16 protein-coding genes and 2 pseudogenes are annotated in these 17,755 nt (G+C 68.3%); 15 read left to right on the top strand and 3 right to left on the bottom strand.

All coding sequences use genetic code 11. The annotated features are described in order from the left end of the window. Positions 1 to 216 precede the first annotated feature (216 nt). The 4 genes from ileS to ndk are packed head-to-tail and all read left to right on the top strand — an operon-like array spanning position 217 to position 5,789. On the top strand, positions 217 to 3,609 hold the full coding sequence (gene ileS, locus G4G29_RS11595) for an isoleucine--tRNA ligase (RefSeq protein ID WP_183150234.1): 3,393 nt from the start codon (positions 217 to 219) through the stop codon (positions 3,607 to 3,609). After that, positions 3,606 to 4,958, top strand: coding sequence for a folylpolyglutamate synthase/dihydrofolate synthase family protein (locus tag G4G29_RS11590; RefSeq protein ID WP_183150233.1), 1,353 nt, complete (start codon positions 3,606 to 3,608; stop codon positions 4,956 to 4,958). The genes ileS and G4G29_RS11590 overlap by 4 nt, the downstream gene beginning before the upstream one ends. After that, on the top strand, positions 4,955 to 5,371 hold the full coding sequence (locus tag G4G29_RS11585) for a DUF4233 domain-containing protein (RefSeq protein WP_244631936.1): 417 nt from the start codon (positions 4,955 to 4,957) through the stop codon (positions 5,369 to 5,371). The genes G4G29_RS11590 and G4G29_RS11585 overlap by 4 nt, the downstream gene beginning before the upstream one ends. Position 5,372: 1 nt before the next feature. Next, positions 5,373 to 5,789 (top strand): nucleoside-diphosphate kinase, encoded by a 417-nt coding sequence (gene ndk, locus G4G29_RS11580; protein WP_017830321.1) that lies wholly within the window; start codon positions 5,373 to 5,375, stop codon positions 5,787 to 5,789. A gap of 73 nt (positions 5,790 to 5,862) precedes the next feature. Here ndk and G4G29_RS11575 read toward each other — a convergent pair whose 3' ends face one another. Continuing rightward, positions 5,863 to 6,480 carry a vitamin K epoxide reductase family protein gene (locus G4G29_RS11575; RefSeq protein WP_183150231.1) on the bottom strand — a complete coding sequence of 206 codons (618 nt, stop codon included), beginning with the start codon at positions 6,478 to 6,480 and terminating at the stop codon, positions 5,863 to 5,865. Between the two features lie 283 nt (positions 6,481 to 6,763). Here G4G29_RS11575 and G4G29_RS11570 point away from each other — a divergent pair, with 283 nt between their 5' ends. After that, positions 6,764 to 9,448 (top strand): Rne/Rng family ribonuclease, encoded by a 2,685-nt coding sequence (locus tag G4G29_RS11570; RefSeq protein WP_183150230.1) that lies wholly within the window; start codon positions 6,764 to 6,766, stop codon positions 9,446 to 9,448. Here the strand turns inward: G4G29_RS11570 and G4G29_RS11565 are convergent. Beyond that, positions 9,413 to 9,679 carry a DUF4031 domain-containing protein gene (locus tag G4G29_RS11565; protein ID WP_183150229.1) on the bottom strand — a complete coding sequence of 89 codons (267 nt, stop codon included), beginning with the start codon at positions 9,677 to 9,679 and terminating at the stop codon, positions 9,413 to 9,415. The two genes, G4G29_RS11570 and G4G29_RS11565, sit on opposite strands and share 36 nt — an antisense overlap. Before the next feature lie 245 nt (positions 9,680 to 9,924). On the opposite strand from G4G29_RS11565, the gene rplU reads away from it, so the two are divergent. The 10 genes and pseudogenes from rplU (at position 9,925) to G4G29_RS11515 (ending at position 17,291) form a co-directional block, all read left to right on the top strand. Further along, positions 9,925 to 10,233, top strand: coding sequence for a 50S ribosomal protein L21 (gene rplU / locus G4G29_RS11560; protein ID WP_045258321.1), 309 nt, complete (start codon positions 9,925 to 9,927; stop codon positions 10,231 to 10,233). Between the two features lie 18 nt (positions 10,234 to 10,251). Next, entirely contained in the window at positions 10,252 to 10,509 is a 258-nt protein-coding gene (gene rpmA, locus G4G29_RS11555; RefSeq protein WP_017202370.1) for a 50S ribosomal protein L27, read from the top strand. A gap of 101 nt (positions 10,510 to 10,610) precedes the next feature. Next, a pseudogene (obgE, locus tag G4G29_RS11550) lies at positions 10,611 to 12,109 on the top strand (GTPase ObgE). Next, positions 12,106 to 12,888: a glutamate 5-kinase gene (gene proB, locus G4G29_RS11545; RefSeq protein ID WP_183150228.1), complete on the top strand. Its 783-nt coding sequence runs from the start codon at positions 12,106 to 12,108 to the stop codon at positions 12,886 to 12,888. Before obgE ends, proB begins: the two are co-directional and overlap by 4 nt. Before the next feature lie 9 nt (positions 12,889 to 12,897). After that, positions 12,898 to 14,150: pseudogene (locus tag G4G29_RS11540) on the top strand (glutamate-5-semialdehyde dehydrogenase). Positions 14,151 to 14,214: 64 nt separating this feature from the next. After that, positions 14,215 to 14,439, top strand: coding sequence for a hypothetical protein (locus tag G4G29_RS11535; RefSeq protein ID WP_183150227.1), 225 nt, complete (start codon positions 14,215 to 14,217; stop codon positions 14,437 to 14,439). A 6-nt stretch (positions 14,440 to 14,445) separates the two neighbouring features. Further along, positions 14,446 to 15,051 (top strand): nicotinate-nucleotide adenylyltransferase, encoded by a 606-nt coding sequence (nadD, locus tag G4G29_RS11530; RefSeq protein ID WP_183150226.1) that lies wholly within the window; start codon positions 14,446 to 14,448, stop codon positions 15,049 to 15,051. Continuing rightward, entirely contained in the window at positions 15,048 to 16,217 is a 1,170-nt protein-coding gene (locus G4G29_RS11525) for a hypothetical protein (protein WP_183150225.1), read from the top strand. The genes nadD and G4G29_RS11525 overlap by 4 nt, the downstream gene beginning before the upstream one ends. Then, positions 16,217 to 16,597, top strand: coding sequence for a ribosome silencing factor (gene rsfS, locus G4G29_RS11520; RefSeq protein WP_028501610.1), 381 nt, complete (start codon positions 16,217 to 16,219; stop codon positions 16,595 to 16,597). Before G4G29_RS11525 ends, rsfS begins: the two co-directional genes overlap by 1 nt. 1 nt (position 16,598) lies before the next feature. Beyond that, positions 16,599 to 17,291, top strand: a complete 693-nt coding sequence (locus G4G29_RS11515) for an SDR family oxidoreductase (protein WP_183150224.1) — start codon at positions 16,599 to 16,601, stop codon at positions 17,289 to 17,291. Here the strand turns inward: G4G29_RS11515 and G4G29_RS23435 are convergent. Further along, a complete protein-coding gene (locus tag G4G29_RS23435; protein WP_274601242.1) occupies positions 17,257 to 17,703 on the bottom strand; it encodes an ABC transporter ATP-binding protein in 447 nt (148 codons plus the stop codon). The two genes, G4G29_RS11515 and G4G29_RS23435, sit on opposite strands and share 35 nt — an antisense overlap. Positions 17,704 to 17,755 lie beyond the last annotated feature (52 nt).

Below are 17,755 nucleotides of genomic sequence, written 5' to 3'. Positions count from 1 at the left end.
TGGAGGCACGAGCATCGATCCGGCATCACCGGGGAGCTCTCGGAAGAACAGCTCGGCGACGGGCCCAGTAGAACCGAGCGGGGCAGGCCCGTCACAGCCGCAGTGAGAGTGGCGCGAACCGACCCTCCGGGGGAAGCAGCGCACGCGAGGTGGTACCGCGGTCCGCGAGGGTCGTCCTCGCAGGAGCATCCGCCACGACGACCACTGCGAGACACGATGACCTACCCCCGTTCCTCCTTCGGCCCCGCCGCCGACGCCTCGACCAGCCCCGTCGCCCCGAGTCCTCGCTTCCCGCAGATCGAGGAGGAGGTGCTCGCCTTCTGGGAGGAGGACGACACGTTCCGCGCCTCCATCGCTCAGCGCGAGGGCGCACCCGAGTGGGTGTTCTACGACGGCCCTCCGTTCGCGAACGGTCTGCCGCACTACGGCCACCTCCTCACCGGCTACGCGAAGGACGTGTTCCCCCGCTTCCAGACGATGACCGGACACAAGGTCGACCGTGTGTTCGGGTGGGACACGCACGGCCTGCCCGCCGAGCTCGAGGCGATGAAGCAGCTCGGGATCACCGAGAAGGCCGAGATCGAGGACATGGGCATCGACGTGTTCAACGCCAAGGCCAAGAGCTCGGTGCTGGCGTACACGCACGAGTGGCAGGACTACGTCACCCGTCAGGCGCGCTGGGTCGACTTCGACCGCGGGTACAAGACCCTCGACCTGGGGTACATGGAGAGTGTGCTCTGGGCGTTCAAGACCCTCTACGACAAAGGCCTCGCGTACGAGGGCTACCGCGTCCTCCCGTATTGCTGGCGCGACGAGACCCCCCTGTCCGCGCACGAGCTGCGCATGGACGACGACGTCTACCAGATGCGTCAGGACCCCTCCGTCACGGTCACGTTCCCGCTGACCGGCGCCAAGGCGGAGGCTCTCGGCCTCACCGGCGTCCGTGCCCTCGCCTGGACGACCACGCCGTGGACACTCCCGACCAACCTGGCGCTCGCCGTGGGGCCCGACATCGAATACGTCGTCGTCCCCGCCGGTCCGGCCGGTGCCGCCGATGTGCACCAAGCTGCCGGAACCACGGATGCCGCTATCGAGTCGTCCGCGCACCGCTACCTGCTCGCGAAGGAACTGCTGGGCGGCTACGCCAAGGACCTCGGCTACGAGAGCACGGATGACGCCCTCGCTGCGGTCGACGCGACCGTCCGCGGGTCGGAGCTGCAGGACGTCACCTACGACCGCCTGTTCGACTACTACGCCGACACCGAGACGTACGGCACCGAGAATGCCTGGCGCATCCTCGTGGACGACTACGTCACGGTCAGCGACGGCACCGGCATCGTCCACCAGGCCCCGGCCTACGGTGAAGACGACCAGCGGGTCGCGGGCGCTGCCGGCATCCCCACGATCCTCTCTCTCGACGACGGCGGGAAGTTCCTCCCGAACGTGACCGATGTCGCTGGACAGCTGTGGATGGAGGCGAACACCCCGCTGGTCCGCCTCATCCGCGAGAACGGCCGCCTGATCCGGCTGCAGAGCTACGAGCACTCGTACCCGCACTGCTGGCGCTGCCGGAACCCCCTGATCTACAAGGCCGTGTCGAGCTGGTTCATCCGCGTGACCGACATCAAGGACGACATGCTCGCGAACAACGAGCAGATCACCTGGGTGCCAGAGAACGTCAAGCATGGCCAGTTCGGCAAGTGGCTCGAGGGCGCGCGCGACTGGTCGATCAGCCGCAACCGCTACTGGGGCTCACCCATCCCGATCTGGAAGAGCGACGACCCGGAGTACCCGCGCGTCGACGCCTACGGTTCGCTCGAAGACCTGGAGCGCGACTTCGGCACGCTGCCGCGCAACCCCGAGGGCGAGATCGATCTGCACCGCCCGTACATCGACGACCTGACGCGGCCGAACCCGGACGACCCCACCGGCAGGAGCACGATGCGCCGGATCGAGGACGTCTTCGACGTGTGGTTCGACTCCGGATCGATGCCGTATGCGCAGGTGCACTATCCGTTCGAGAACCAGGAGTGGTTCGACTCGCACGCGCCGGCGGACTTCATCGTCGAGTACATCGGTCAGACCCGCGGCTGGTTCTACGTCATGCACGTGCTGTCGACCGCGCTGTTCGACCGCCCGGCGTTCACCGGTGTCAGCTGCCACGGCATCGTGCTGGGCAGCGACGGCTACAAGATGTCGAAGTCGCTGCGCAACTACCCCGATGTGTCGGAGGTGCTCGACCGCGACGGGTCCGACGCCATGCGCTGGTTCCTGATGTCGAGCTCCGTGCTGCGCGGCGGCAACCTCGCCGTGACGGAGGAGGGCATCCGCTCGGGTGTCCGCGAGTTCCTGCTGCCGCTGTGGAACTCGTGGTACTTCTTCGCGACATATGCGAACGCGTCCGGTGCCGACGGATACGAGGCCGAATGGCGCACGGACTCCACCGACGTGCTCGACCGCTACATCCTGGCCCGGCTCGGAGATCTCGTGCGCGAGGTGCGCGCCGATCTGGAAGGCCTCGACTCGACCACCGCGTCAGCCCGCCTGCGTGACTTCGCCGAAGTGCTCACGAACTGGTACATCCGTCGTTCGCGTGACCGTTTCTGGGTCGGCGTGACGGACGACCCGAAGAGCCGCGAAGCCTTCGACACCCTCTACACCGTGCTCGAGACGCTCACCCGCGTCGCGGCGCCCCTTGTGCCGCTGGTCAGCGAGCGCGTGTGGCAGGGACTCACGGGCGGGCGCAGCGTGCACCTGACCGACTGGCCGGATGACAGGCAGTTCCCTGCGGCTGACGACATCCGCGACGCGATGGATGCCGTGCGCGAGCTGTCGAGCGTCGGCAATGCGCTGCGCAAGAAGGAGAAGCTGCGCGTGCGACTGCCGCTGGCGAGGCTCACGGTCGTGTCCCCCCTGGCCGGCTCGCTGGGCCAGTTCGAGGACATCCTTCGGGAGGAGCTGAACGTCAAGTCGGTCGAACTCGTGCCCTTGCAGGAGACGACTGCGGGCGAGTACGGCATCACGCACCGGTTGAGCGTCAATGCGCGCGCGGCCGGTCCGCGCCTCGGCAAGAACGTGCAGACCGTGATCAAGGCCGCCAAGGCGGGGGACTGGTCCGAGGAGGGCGGGGTCGTCACCGCGGGCGGGATCACGCTGGAGCCCTCCGAGTACGAGCTCGCGCTCGAGACCACAGGGCGTCCGGAGGGAGAGGCGCTCGCGATCGTGCCGTCCGGCGGCTTCGTGCTGCTCGACACGCAGACGACGCCGCAGCTCGAGGCGGAAGGCCTCGCCCGCGATGCGATCCGTGTCGTCCAGGAGGCGCGCAAGAATGCCGGACTCGACGTGAGCGATCGCATCGTCCTGGCGCTCAACGCCGCGCCGGATGATGCCGCCGCGCTGGAGGCTCATGCCGAGCTGATCGCCGCGGAGACGCTCGCGGTCGCCTTCGCCGTGCAGCCGACCGACGACATCGAGGCCCTGGTCGACGAGGTCACGAGCCCCGACGACGGCGTCTTCCGTTCGGGAGCGCGGGCGCTGGGGTCGACGAAGGCACCGGTGATCGTGACGATCGATGCGACAGCGGTCGTGAGCGGAAAGGTCGGAGCATGAGCGACAGGGATCGCGCAGATGCCGTGTACGAGGCGCTGCTGAGCCGAGCGGGGGAGCGGTGGGTACAGCCGCGCAAGGAGCGCACGGCGCGCATCCTCGCGTTCCTCGACGATCCGCAGCGCACGTACCGCGTCGTGCACATCACAGGCACGAACGGCAAGACGTCGACGGCGCGGATGATCGAGAGCCTCCTGCGTGCGCACGGCCTGCGCACCGGACTGTTCACCAGCCCGCACCTCGAGCGTTTCACGGAGCGGATCATGATCGACGGCGAGCCCATCGCCGACGAGGCGATCGCCGATGCCTGGGACGAGATCGAGCCGTTCGTCGACATCGTCGACGCCGAGTTCGAGGCCGCGGGCGACGCGCCCCTGACGTTCTTCGAGCTGCTGACGGTGCTGGCGTTCGTCGCCGTGGCGGATGCCCCCGTCGATGTGCTGGTGCTCGAAGTCGGCATGGGCGGGGAATGGGACTCCACGAACACAGCCGACGGCGACGTCGCCGTCTTCGCACCGATCGACATCGATCACGCGGATCGACTCGGCGACACCATCGAGGAGATCGCGCAGGTCAAGGCGGGCATCATCAAGGAGGGTGCGGCCGTCGTCTCGGCGCAGCAGCCTCCGGAGGCCGCCGCGGTGCTCCGTCGGGTCGCGGCGGAGCACCATGCGACCATCTCGTTCGAGGGTGAGGAGTTCGGGCTCACCGAGCAGAAGCTCGCCGTGGGCGGGCAGCTGCTCACGATCCGCGGGCTCGCGGGCGAATACGCCGAGGAGTACCTGCCGCTGTACGGTGCGCACCAGGGCCACAACGCCGCTCTCGCCGTGGCAGCTGTGGAGTCGCTCATCGGCGGCGCATCGCAGGCCATCGCCGGGGACATCATCTCCGACGGTCTGCAGGGCACCACCTCGCCGGGACGACTGCAGCTGCTCGGCATCGCGCCGACCGTGGTCGTCGACGCCGCCCACAACCCGCACGGAGCCGCCGCTCTCGCGCAGGCCCTGGACGACAGCTTCGACTTCGACGAGTGGGGCCTGGTGCTCGGCGTGCTGGCCGACAAAGACGCCGCGGGCATCGTGGAGCGTCTCGTTCCCGCGGTCGCGCACGTCTTCGCGACGGCTCCGGACTCCGACAGGGCGAGCGACGCCGATGCGATCGCCGACCTCGTGGAGCAGAGCGGTCAGCGGGCGACCGTGCACCACTCCCTGGCCGACGCGGCTGATGCGGCGCGCGAGTGGGCGGCCTCGTCCGATCGCCGCGCCGTCGTGATCGCCGGCTCGGTCGTGCTCGCGGGCGAGGCGATCGTGCTCGCCGAGGACGAGGACTGGAAGTCGGGGTGGCGCGCATGAGCGCGGATGCCGCGCGACCGGCGCGCGCTCCTCGGCCGCCGCGCACCCTCGTGCAGAAGCTCGCCCCCATCGTGCTCGGTTTCGAGGCGATCGTGGTGTTCCTCGTCGGGCTCACGATCTTCGGCCTGCGTCAGCTTCCCGCCGGCATCGAACAGTGGTGGGGCATCGTCGGGGGAGCGGTGCTCGCTCTCGCGTGCATCGCGATCGCGGGGATGATCACCAAGCCCTGGGCGCTCACTGCGGGGTGGGTCGTGCAGGCGATCGTCGCCCTGTCGGCGTTCTTCGTCCCGGCGATCCTGCTCGTCGTGTTGATTTTCGGCGGGATGTGGGCGTATGCGACCATCGGAGGGGCCCGATTGGACGCACGACGCCCCGCCGAGCCCACGACCGAGACTCAGACAGAGAGTGAATGACATGGCCACCGAAGAAACCCTCGTCCTCGTCAAGCCCGACGGCGTCGCCCGCGGCCTCACCGGCGCGATCCTCGCACGCATCGAGGCGAAGGGGTACGCCCTCGTCGACATCCGCCTGGTCGAGCCCGACCGCGACCTCCTCGCTGAGCACTACGCCGAGCACGAAGGAAAGCCGTTCTACGAGCCGCTGCTCGAGTTCATGCTCTCGGGTCCGTCCGTCGCGATCCGCCTCGCGGGAAACCGCGTGATCGAGGGCTTCCGTTCTCTCGCCGGCACGACCGACCCGACGACCGCTGCGCCGGGCACGATCCGGGGCGACTTCGGTCGTGACTGGGGACTCAAGGTCCAGCAGAATCTCGTGCACGGGTCGGACAGCCCCGAGTCGGCGGCCCGCGAGCTGGGCATCTGGTTCGACTGACACCTGCGATCACACGAAGAAACCCGCCGCCGATCCTCGGATCGGCGGCGGGTTTCTTCGCGTCGAAGTGGGATCAGAAGATCATGCCGATGACCTCGCCGAGGAGGTCGAGTCCGCGCAACTGGGCGAGCAGGATGACGACGGCGTAGGCGAGGATCGTCGCCAGCGGAACCCAGGCCATCAGCCGATTCGCGCGCTCCTGCACCTTCTTGTTGCTCGTGAAGCTGCCATTGCGTGTCAGGTGCAGCATGGTGGCGAAGAAGGTCGGGATGGTGACCGACCAGGTGAGCATGCACCAGGGGCACAGCACGCCGAGATTGGGGGCGTAGATGCTCTGCCAGATCAGCCAGCAGACGAGGCCGAACGCGAAGGTCACACCAGCGCCGAAGGTCAGCCAGAACCACCGAGGGAACCGCGACCCGGCCAGCAGTGCGACGCCCATGAACAGGGGCGCCATCCATCCGGCGATCCCCATGATCGGGTTGGGGAAGCCGAAGACCGCGCCCTGCCAGGACTCGAGGTTCTTTCCGCACTGGATCATCACGCTGACGTTGCAGCTCAGTGCCGCATCCGGATTGGCCGCCAGGACGAACTTCTCGACCGTGAGTTGGAAGGCGGCGAACCAGCCCACCACGCTCGCGAAGATCAGCCAGACGGCGTAGAAGACGGGGCGGGTGCGCTGCTCGCTCATACCGTGGATTATCCCAGCGACTGCTATGGATGTGGCGAGAACAGGCCGGAGAAAACGCGCTGGTCGCGCCGGGATGCCATGAACGCGACGACTTGGTGCGATAATGGCCTGTGACGCGATGAACGGCCTTGCCGCGACACGCGTCGACGCAGACTTCGGGGCCCCATGCCCCACGCGATCAGAGCCATGAGCCGGTCGCACACCGAGTGAGTTCGCGGAACCCGCGGGTACCGCATGAGATTTCATGGAGCACCCAGTGCTCCGTGCAGGGAGTAAGCCAGAGATGGCCGATGAGAACAATGACAACAACGTACCCGCCCTCGACCTCCCGGCTGACGCCGCGGAGCCGCTGACGGAGTCCACCGCTCCCGAGCCCGACACATCGGCGGACGAAAGTGCCGCGGGGTCGGATGCGGCAGATGTCGCCGCCGATGCCGCGGCCGACGATGTCGCCGCCGGTTACGCCGCTGCCGAGGATGCCGCGGCCGCAGCCGACGACGCCGAGGCCGCAGCGGATGCTGCCGCAGCGGATGACGACGAAGCTGCCGACGCCGCCGCCGAGGACGCCGCGGTGATCGCGGCAGAGGCGGCGATCGAACGAGAGGCCGCCGAGACTCCCTCCGAGAGCGCCGGCTCCGAGAACCTCTCGGACGCGGATGCCGAGGTGGTCTCCGAGGCGATCGTCGAGGAGGATGCCGCTGCGGCTGCCGATGGCGCTTCCGTCGAGGACGCTCCTGCCGACGACGCTCCTGCCGACGATGCTCCTGCCGACGAAGCTCCCGCGCAGGAAGCTCCCGCCGAGGAGACGCCTGTCGAGGAGGCTCCTGCCGCGCCGGAGGTTCCTGCCGCGGTGACCGCCGTGTCGCTGGGCCTGCTTCCCGAGGTGTTCGTCTCGCAGGTGTCGACGCAACTGCACTTCTACGCGCCCGAGGTCGTGCCGCTTCCTGCACGTCCGGGACGCGAGCGCATCTTCGATCGGATCGCCGACCGTGAGCAGCCGCAGGAGGAATCGGCGCCGCGCGGTCGCGGACGTCGTCGCCGCGGGGGATCCGACGGCGATGAGCAGCGGGATGAGCCGCGCCAGCGTCAGCGCGTGGTCGAGTACATCACCGAGCCGAAGGCCATCAAGGGGTCGACGCGGCTCGAGGCGAAGAAGCAGCGTCGTCGCGACGGGCGCGATGCGGGACGCCGTCGACCGGTCGTCACCGAGGCGGAGTTCCTGGCTCGTCGCGAGTCGGTCGACCGCAAGATGGTCGTGCGCTCGAAGAACGGCCGCACGCAGATCGGCGTCCTCGAAGACGGCGTTCTCGTCGAGCACTATGTCGCTCGCAATCAAGACGCCTCGCTGATCGGCAACGTGTATCTCGGCCGCGTGCAGAACGTGCTGCCGAGCATGGAGGCCGCGTTCGTCGACATCGGCCGCGGACGCAACGCCGTGCTGTACTCGGGCGAGGTGGATTGGGATGGCGTCGAGACGGGCAACCAGCCGCGTCGCATCGAGCTCGCCCTCAAGGCGGGCGATCGTGTGCTCGTGCAGGTCACGAAGGACCCGGTCGGCCACAAGGGTGCCCGTCTGACCAGCCAGATCTCGCTCCCCGGCCGTTACCTGGTGTACGTCCCTGGTGGGTCGATGAACGGCATCAGCCGCAAGCTCCCCGACAACGAGCGTGCGCGGCTCAAGCGCATCCTCAAGGAGGTTCTCCCCGAGTCGTCCGGCGTGATCGTGCGCACCGCGGCAGAGGGCGCGACCGAAGACCAGCTCACGCGCGACGTGCAGCGTCTCACCTCGCAGTGGGAGCACATCCAGAAGCAGGTCGAGAACCAGCAGGCGCCTGCGCTCCTGCACGCCGAGCCCGACCTTCTCGTCAAGATCGTCCGCGACGTCTTCAACGAGGACTTCACGAAGATGCTGATCCAGGGCGAGGATGCGCAGCAGACCATCCGTGCCTACCTGGAGAGCGTCGCCCCCGATCTGCTCGAGCGTGTCGAGGCGTATGAGGACGAGATCGACCCGTTCGATGCGTTCCGCATCACGGAGCAGATCGAGAAGGCCCTCGACCGCAAGGTATGGCTGCCGTCGGGCGGATCCCTCGTGATCGACCGCACCGAGGCCATGACGGTGGTGGACGTCAACACCGGGAAGTTCGTCGGCTCCGGCGGAAACCTCGAGGAGACGGTCACCAAGAACAACCTCGAGGCGGCCGAGGAGATCGTCCGCCAGCTGCGTCTGCGCGACATCGGCGGCATCATCGTCGTCGACTTCATCGACATGGTGCTCGAGTCCAACCGCGACCTCGTGCTGCGCCGTCTGATCGAGTGCCTGAGCCGCGACCGCACGAAGCACCAGGTCGCCGAGGTCACTTCGCTCGGCCTCGTGCAGATGACCCGCAAGAAGCTCGGTCTCGGGCTGCTGGAGACCTTCAGCGAGGCCTGCGAGGTGTGTGCCGGCCGTGGTGTCATCGTCCACCATGACCCGGTCGTGAAGCACCGCTCGAGCAACAACAGCAACGGCGGCAACAACAACGGCAGTGGCAATGGCCAGAGCGGTCGTCGTCAGCGTGGCGGCAACGGCGGCAACGGCCAGAGTCAGAACGCGCCTGCGGCGCCGAACGTCACGCACAGCATCACCGAGGGTGCGAAGTCGGCGTTGGCTCAGATCGCGGCGTCCACGATCGCTCCGGCGGCGGAAGGTTCGGCAGAGGCCGAGCGGGCAGACGTGGCGAGTGACGCGTCGGTCGCGACGGATCGGCCGAAGAAGGCCCGCAAGAAGCGCGGCGGCGAGCGGAAGGCACCGAAGTCTCCCGCCGAGCAGCTTCTCGACTCGGTTCTCGACGCCCTTCCTGAGCCGAAGGCTCCGGGTCAGGGACGAGGGCGCCGCCGGGTGAGCACGGCTGCGCTCACGGGCACTCCGGTGTCGGTGAACTCCGAACCCTCAGCGCCGATCGCGACCTCGGACTCGGAGTCCTGAGGCGATAAGGCGCCGCACCAGCTCCTTGCCTTTCACCTGATGGGCGCCGGCGGCGACGAGCCGGGGGATGAGTTCCTCCGGCACGTCGTAGTGGTCGAGGTCGAACGCCCGTGCGGGCACGTCGTTGGCTCTCGCGAAGGCGTGGAGCTCGTCGATGCTGTCGTCGCTGACCAGGTGCGCCCACAGGCGTCCGTGGGCGGGCCAGATGGGGTCGTCGACGAGTACGGTCACCTCGTCAGCCTATGCGCGCGTCGGCGGGGAGGGTGCGTACGGGTGCGAACGTGCCGGAATCGGCCCGCTTTGCGACACCGTCCCGCATCCGGTAAAGTAGTCCCTTGGTGCGTATGCCGCGTCGTCCTCGCCGGACGGAGCGGAGAGCCTTGCGTTCGCACCCGTCGCCCTGCGGCGCATGCAAGCAACAGTCTTCCCGTGACATTCTCGGAGCCGCTGTGCTCCCCAACGAAACAAGGTATGAAGTGGTTTACGCAGTAGTGCGCGCCGGTGGGCGGCAGGAGAAGGTCGAGGTCGGCACGATCGTTCAGCTCGACCGTGTGCAGGCTGCCCAGGGCGAGAAGATCGAGCTTGCCGCTGTGCTGCTCGTCGACGGCGCCACGGTGACCACCGACGCTGACAAGCTGGCGAAGGTCAAGGTCACGGCAGAGGTTCTCGGCAACCTCCGCGGCCCGAAGATCATCATCCAGAAGTACAAGAACAAGACCGGCTACAAGAAGCGTCAGGGCCACCGCCAGGAGCTCACGCGCGTCAAGATCACCGGCATCAAGTAAGACCGAGGAGACCAGGACATGGCACACAAAAAGGGCGCAAGCTCCACCCGCAACGGTCGTGACTCCAACGCACAGCGCCTCGGCGTGAAGCGCTTCGGCGGTCAGCAGGTTCTCGCCGGCGAGATCATCGTCCGCCAGCGCGGCACGCACTTCCACCCCGGCGTGAACGTCGGCCGTGGCGGCGACGACACGCTGTTCGCACTGGCCGCCGGCGCGGTCGAGTTCGGCGCGAAGGGCGGCCGCAAGGTCGTCAACATCGTCGCTGCAGCTGAGTGATCTCAGCGCGACACTAGTCATCCGGTTCGGGGCGGGCTTCGGCTCGCCCCGTCCGTGTATCTGCACACCTTCACCACCTACGAATCCAGGGGAACTCGCACATGGTCACGTTCGTCGACACCGTCACACTGCACCTGCGTGCGGGTAAGGGCGGCAACGGCTGCGTCTCCGTCCACCGCGAGAAGTTCAAGCCCCTCGGCGGTCCTGATGGTGGCAACGGCGGTGACGGCGGCGATATCGTGCTCGTCGCCGACACGCAGACCGGCACCCTGCTCTCGTACCACCACTCGCCCCACCGCTCGTCCGGCAACGGCGGACCGGGGATGGGCGATCACCGCTCGGGGTTCCTCGGCGAGACGCTCGAGCTTCCCGTGCCCGTCGGCACCGTGGTGAAGAACACGGCAGGCGATGTCCTGATCGACATGATCGTGCCGGGGAGCGGTTCGTCGTCGCCAAGGGCGGCATGGGCGGACTCGGCAACGCCGCCCTCGCCACGCCCAAGCGCAAGGCACCCGGTTTCGCGCTGCTCGGCACACCGGGGCATGAGGGCGACGTCGTCCTCGAGTTGAAGACCGTCGCCGACATCGCCCTCGTCGGCTACCCGTCAGCGGGCAAGTCGAGCCTGATCGGCGCGATCTCCGCCGCCCGTCCGAAGATCGCCGACTACCCGTTCACCACGCTGCACCCGAACCTCGGCGTCGTGCAGCAGGGCGACTTCCGCTACACGGTCGCCGATGTGCCCGGCCTCATCGAGGGCGCGAGCGAGGGGCGGGGGCTCGGTCTCGAGTTCCTGCGCCACGTCGAACGCTGCACCGCGCTGTTGCACGTGCTCGACTGCGCCACGCTCGAGCCCGGTCGAGACCCGATCTCCGACCTCGACGTGATCCTCGCCGAGCTCGGGGCCTACGAGGTTCCCGAAGGTCAGACGCCGTTGCTGGAGCGCCCGCAGCTCATCGCCCTGAACAAGGTCGACGTCCCCGAGGCGCGCGACCTCGCCGAGCTCGTGCGGCCGGAGCTCGAGGCGCGCGGGTTCCGCGTGTTCGAGATCTCCACTGTTTCGCACGAGGGGCTCCGCCCACTCACCTTCGCCCTCGGCGAGCTGGTCGAGAAGCACCGTGCCGAAGCCGCCGTCGAGGCCCCGCCGGAGCGTGTCGTCATCCGCCCGCGCGGTTCGAAGAAGGAGTTCTCGATCCGCGTCGAAGGAGGAACGTACGGAAACCTGTACCGCATCCTCGGCGAGAAGCCGGTGCGCTGGGTGCAGCAGACCGACTTCCAGAACGAGGAGGCCGTCGGATACCTCGCCGATCGTCTCGAGAAGCTGGGAGTCGAGGACGAGCTCTTCCGCCTCGGTGCCGTGCAGGGCTCGACCGTGGTGATCGGCGAGGGCGACAGCATCGTCTTCGACTGGGAGCCCACCATGACCTCCGCGGCGGAGCTGATGACGGCGCCTCGTGGCACCGACCCCCGTCTCGCGCCCAACGCGCGACGGACGACGTCGGAGCGTCGGGAGCAGTACTACGAGCGCATGGATGCCAAGGCGGAGGCACGGGCCGAGGTGGAGACCCAGCGTCTGGCCGCCTACCGCGAGGACGGCGAGTGACCGCACGCACCCGCGCGGATCTCGCGACCGCGTCCCGTATCGTCGTGAAGGTCGGCTCGTCGTCGATCAGCGGAGAGTCGTCCTGGCGTATCCCCGTGATCGTCGAGGCACTGGCGGCGGCGCATGCCCGAGGTGCGGAGGTCGTGCTGGTCTCGTCCGGCGCCATCGCGTCGGGCATCCCGTTCCTGCGTCTGGACGCGCGCCCCACAGACCTCGCGACGCAGCAGGCGGCGGCCGCCGTCGGGCAGAACATCCTCGTCTACCGGTACCAGGAAGCGCTCCGTCCGTTCGACATCGTCGCAGGACAGGTGCTCCTCACGACCGGCGACCTCGAGAATCCGACGTCGCGTTCGAATGCCCGTCGCGCGATGGAGCGGTTGCTGGGTCTGCGTACCCTCCCGATCGTGAATGAGAACGACACCGTCGCGACGCAGGAGATCCGCTTCGGCGACAACGATCGACTCGGCGCGCTCGTGGCTCAACTGATCGAGGCCGACGCCCTCATCCTCCTGAGCGACATCGAGGCGTTGTACACGAAGCCGCCGACCGACCCCGGCGCGGAGCCGATCGACATCGTCGCACCCGATGCCGACCTCACCGGACTCGAGTTCGGAGCGACGGTCGTCAACAGCGTCGGCACCGGGGGAGCCGCGACCAAGGTCTCTGCGGCGCGTCTGGCCGCGGCATCCGGCATCGGTGTGCTCGTGACGAGCGCCGATCTCGTGGACAAGGCTCTCGGGGCCGAAATAGGCACCTGGTTCGAACCGGCCACCTCATAAACTGGGCGGATGACCGACCAGACCCCGCAGGTGCGCCTCGAGCGCGCCAAAGAGGCCTCTCGAGCCACCGCGGCTCTCACCAGCGACGACAAGGCGCGTGTCCTCGAGGCGATCGCCCTCGCCCTCCTGGATGCTGCTCCGCGCATCATCGAGGCGAACGGTCGTGACATCGATCGCGGGCGCGAGGGCGGCATCGGGGAATCCCTGATCGATCGGCTGCGGCTCGATGAGAAGCGCGTCGAGGCGTTGGCCGCGGCAGTGCGCGAGGTCGCGGCCCTGCCCGACCCGGTGGGACGCGTGGTCGGCGGTCACCGGATGCCCAACGGTGTGGCACTCGAACAGGTTCGGGTGCCGTTCGGCGTCGTCGGAGCGATCTACGAGGCCCGTCCCAACGTCACAGTCGACATCGCTGCGCTGGCCCTGCGCTCCGGCAACGCGGTCGTCCTGCGCGGAGGAGCGCCGCCCGCGACTCGAACACCGTGCTCGTCGATGTCATGCGCCGAGCGATCGCCGACGCCGGTCTCACCGCCGAGGCCGTTCAGACGGTCGACGATTTCGGCCGTGACGGGGCGAAGGCGCTCATGCACGGTCGCGGCTTCATCGACGTGTTGATCCCGCGGGGGAGTGCCGGCCTCATCGAGACGGTCGTCACGGAGTCGACCGTGCCCGTCATCGAGACCGGGGCGGGCAACGTCCACATCTTCCTCGACGAGACCGCACCTGACGACTGGGCACGCGATATCGTGGTGAACGCCAAGGTGCAGCGTCCGAGTGTCTGCAACGCGGTCGAGACCGTTCTCGTGCACCGCCAGGCGGCCCCGCGGCTCATCCCGCTGGTCGCCAGCGCGCTGCAGAGCGAAGGGGTGGCCATCCACGGCGACGACATGGTCCTCGGCCTCATGTCGAACGTGATCCCCGCCACTGAGGAGGACTGGGCGACGGAGTACCTGAGTCTCGACATCGCGATCAAGGTCGTCGAGTCGCTCGACAAGGCGATCGCCCACATCCGCCGCTACAGCACCGGCCACACCGAGTCGATCATCACCACCGATTCCCGCAATGCCGACCGGTTCCTCGCAGAGGTGGACTCGGCCGTCGTGATGGTCAACGCCTCGACGCGATTCACCGACGGTGGCGAGTTCGGCTTCGGTGCGGAGGTCGGCATCTCGACGCAGAAGCTGCATGCTCGCGGACCGATGGGGCTCGCAGAGCTGACCAGCACGAAATGGCTCGCGCGTGGGTCGGGGCAGACCCGCGGCTGAGGGCTAGACTGGGGGACGCTGTACCCCGCAGGACCCGAACAGCACGCCACGAAACGGAGCCAGGATGAACCTCGTCGCACAGATCGCGATGGCCGCCGCCGAGACCGAGCACCACGGCAACGTCGCGCTCGAGACGCTGATCTTCGGGGTCATCGCCGCGATCGTGTTCGCGGCGCTGGGCTTCGTGACGTTCTCGTACAAGAACGTGGCGAACCGTCACTCGGCGAAGGCCGAGGCCTGGGCCGCGAAGCACGGCAAGGACGGTCACGAGGCGGGACACGGCCACTAGGCCCCCATGAACGACGCTGCGACCACGCGCACCCCGCGCATCGGCGTGATGGGCGGAACGTTCGACCCCATCCACCATGGCCACCTGGTCGCAGCCAGTGAGGTCGCGAACTCGTTCGACCTCGACGAGGTGGTCTTCGTTCCGACCGGGCATCCGTGGCAGAAGTCGGGTGTCTCCCCGAGCGAGCACCGCTATCTGATGACCGTGATCGCGACCGCGTCGAACCCGCAGTTCACCGTGAGCCGCGTCGACATCGCCCGCGAAGGCCCCACCTACACGATCGACACCTTGCGCGATCTGAAGCGTGATCGCCCCGATGCGGAGTTGTTCTTCATCACCGGCGCGGACGCCGTAGCGCAAATTCTCAGTTGGAGGGACCATGATGAGTTGTGGGAGTTGGCCCACTTCGTCGCGGTCTCGCGTCCAGGACATGTCCTGAGCACAGACGGCCTCCCGAGCGACAACGTCAGCCAACTGGAAGTGCCGGCGCTGTCGATCTCGTCGACGGACTGCCGTGAACGCGTTCGCGACGATCAGCCGGTCTGGTATCTGGTCCCTGACGGGGTCGTTCAGTACATCGCGAAGCATCACCTGTATCGGAGCAAGGCATGAGCACATCGGATCAGCAGGAGCAGGGTCCGCTGACCCGCAAGCAGCTGCGGGAGATCCGGTTGACGGGTTCCACACCTGTCATCTCCAGCGAGGAGGCTGCGGCAGCGGCCGAGGCGGCGGTCCCCGCGCCGCCATTGCCGCGCGCCGCCGAACCCGTCGCGACCGCCGCGCCGCCGGTACCTGAGCCCGTCGCCGCAGACCAGCGTGCCGATGCCCCGCTGACCCGACGGCAGGCGCGTGAGCAGGAGAAAGTCCGCACGGCCTCCGTCCCGGTGGTCGGAGCCGACGCCGAAGAGGCGGACGACTCGGCTGAGTCGGCGGACGAACCTGCGTCCGAGCCCGTCATCCCCGCACCGTCGCCCGTCGTCGCGCCTGCCGCCATCGTCTCGGGGATCCCGGACTTCAGCCGCACCGACCTCGATGATGACGATGTCGTCGATGACGAGATCGCGGTCGTTCCGGTGAGCGCGTCCGCCGCCGCCGACTCCGTGGGTGCGGTCCCGCTCGAGGCGGAAGAGGCGCCATCGGACGAGGCCCAGAGCGCGCACGACGTCGAGGCCGTGCTCGGACTCGACGCGGAGGACTCCGAGACCGCGCCCGACGACGACGTGCTCGCGGACGTCGACGAAGCCGTCGACGACACGGAGACCCCCGGTGTCCGCCCCACGGTCAATTCGGCATTCGGCGAGGGGATCCTCGCGGACGCGCCCGATCCCCACGCCCCGTTCCGTCCCTCGTTCGACGATCTCCTCACGGTGGGCGATTCCACGGGTTCGCAGCACTCCGCCCCGAACGCGTTGATCTTCACGCCGTCTCCGGGCGAGGGGTCGTTGTCCGGCCCGGTCGCATCGACCGGTGAGATCCTGGTCACCGGCTCCTACGAGTTGCCGCAGGGCATGGGCTCCCAGGGGCACGCTCTCGGCACGACCGACGGCAAGGACGTCGACGCGGTCCTCATCGACGGTGAGCTGCCCCCGGCATCCTCGCCCACGCCGATCGCCGCGAGTTCGGCCGTCAGCACCATCAAGCCCGCCGGTGAAGTCATCCGGCCCCCGGCCCCTGAGAAGGGCAACCGTCTCATGCTGACCCTGGCGATCGTCGCCGGAGGGCTCGCCCTCGCCTTGGGCGTCGCCCTCATTTTCGCCTTCACAACGAATGTGCTCTGATGCAATCACCTGAAACCGCCGAAGAGATGCTGCGCCTTGCAGCACAAGCCGCGATCGACAAGGGCGGTGAGGATCTCGTCGCACTCAACGTCTCGGAGCCCCTTCCGCTCGTCGACATCTTCCTGCTGGTCACCGGAAACAGCGAGCGCAACGTCGCCGCGATCGCGGACGAGATCGAAGACCGGCTGATCGAGTCGGGCCACAAGCGCGTGCGCCGCGAGGGGCGCGCGGAAGCCCGCTGGGTGCTGCTCGACTTCGGCGATCTGATCGTGCACGTCTTCCACCAGGAGGAGCGCGTCTACTACGGGCTCGAGCGCCTGTGGAAGGACTGCCCGGTCGTCCCGATCGACGTCGTCGAGCCGGCCGCAGACCCCAGCTGACATGGCGACGCACCTGATCACCGGAGCGGGCTCCGGAATCGGCGCGGTGCTCGCGAGGCGGCTGCTGGATCGCGGAGACGACGTGGTCGTCCTGGCACGTGACGTGGGTCGGGCCACCCAGATCGCTGCCGACCTTCCTGGGGCGACGCCCCTCGTGGGTGACCTGTCCCAACCGGGGCGCCTCTCCTGGGCGCTGTCGAAGCAGCACCTGCCCGACCGCATCGACTCGCTCGTGCACGTGGCCGGGGTCGTCGACCTCGGCGATGTGGCGGACCTCCCCGCCTCCCTCTGGGAGCAGCAGCTCGCAGTGAACCTCGTCGCCCCCGCCGAGCTCACTCGACTCCTCCTTCCCGTTCTGCGCGTGTCTCAAGGCCAGGTGGTGTTCGTGAACTCGGGTGCGGGGCTGCGCGCCAACGCCGGCTGGTCGGCGTACGCGGCGTCCAAGCACGGTCTCAAAGCCCTCGCCGACGCACTGCGCGCAGAAGAGGCGGAGCACGGTGTGCGGGTGACGTCGATCTTCCCCGGGCGCACGGCGACTCCCATGCAGGAACGCGTCCACCATCAGGAGGGCGCGGACTACGACGCCGATCGTTTCATGACGCCGGATTCCGTCGCCTCGACGATCCTCACCGCACTCGACCTTCCGCGCGACGCGGAGATCACCGATCTGACGGTCCGACCCGGCAGCCGCTGAGGAGCGGGAATCGCCCCTCAGGCCGTGAGGCGTGTCCGACGCTGCAGCATGCCGCGATCGGCACGCGTCTGCGGCGGATGGCGGACAGCAGCGACCGCGTGTACGGGTGCTCCGGGTGCCGGTAGACCTCTTCCGTGTCTCCGATCTCGACCATCTCGCCGAGATACATCACGGCGACCCGGTCGGCGATGTGCCGCACGAGGGACAGGTCGTGGGCGATGAAGACGATCGACATGCCCAGCCGCTCGCGTAGCTCGCACAGCAGGTCGATGATCTGCGCGCGGATCGACACGTCCAGCGCGGACACGGGTTCGTCGCACACCAGGACGTCCGGGTCGAGCGCGAGCGCCCTGGCGATGCCGATGCGCTGGCGCTGGCCGCCGGAGAACTGGTGGGGAAAGCGCGAGCCCATCTCGGGGTGAGCCCGACGAGCGCGAGCAGCTCGGCGACGCGCTCACGCCGGC

This window comes from Microbacterium sp. Se63.02b (genome assembly GCF_014171575.1).
In the GTDB taxonomy this organism is placed as follows: Bacteria; Actinomycetota; Actinomycetes; order Actinomycetales; family Microbacteriaceae; genus Microbacterium.
Note: the sequence above shows the minus strand (reverse complement) of the source record. Positions and strands in the feature narration are given on the sequence as shown.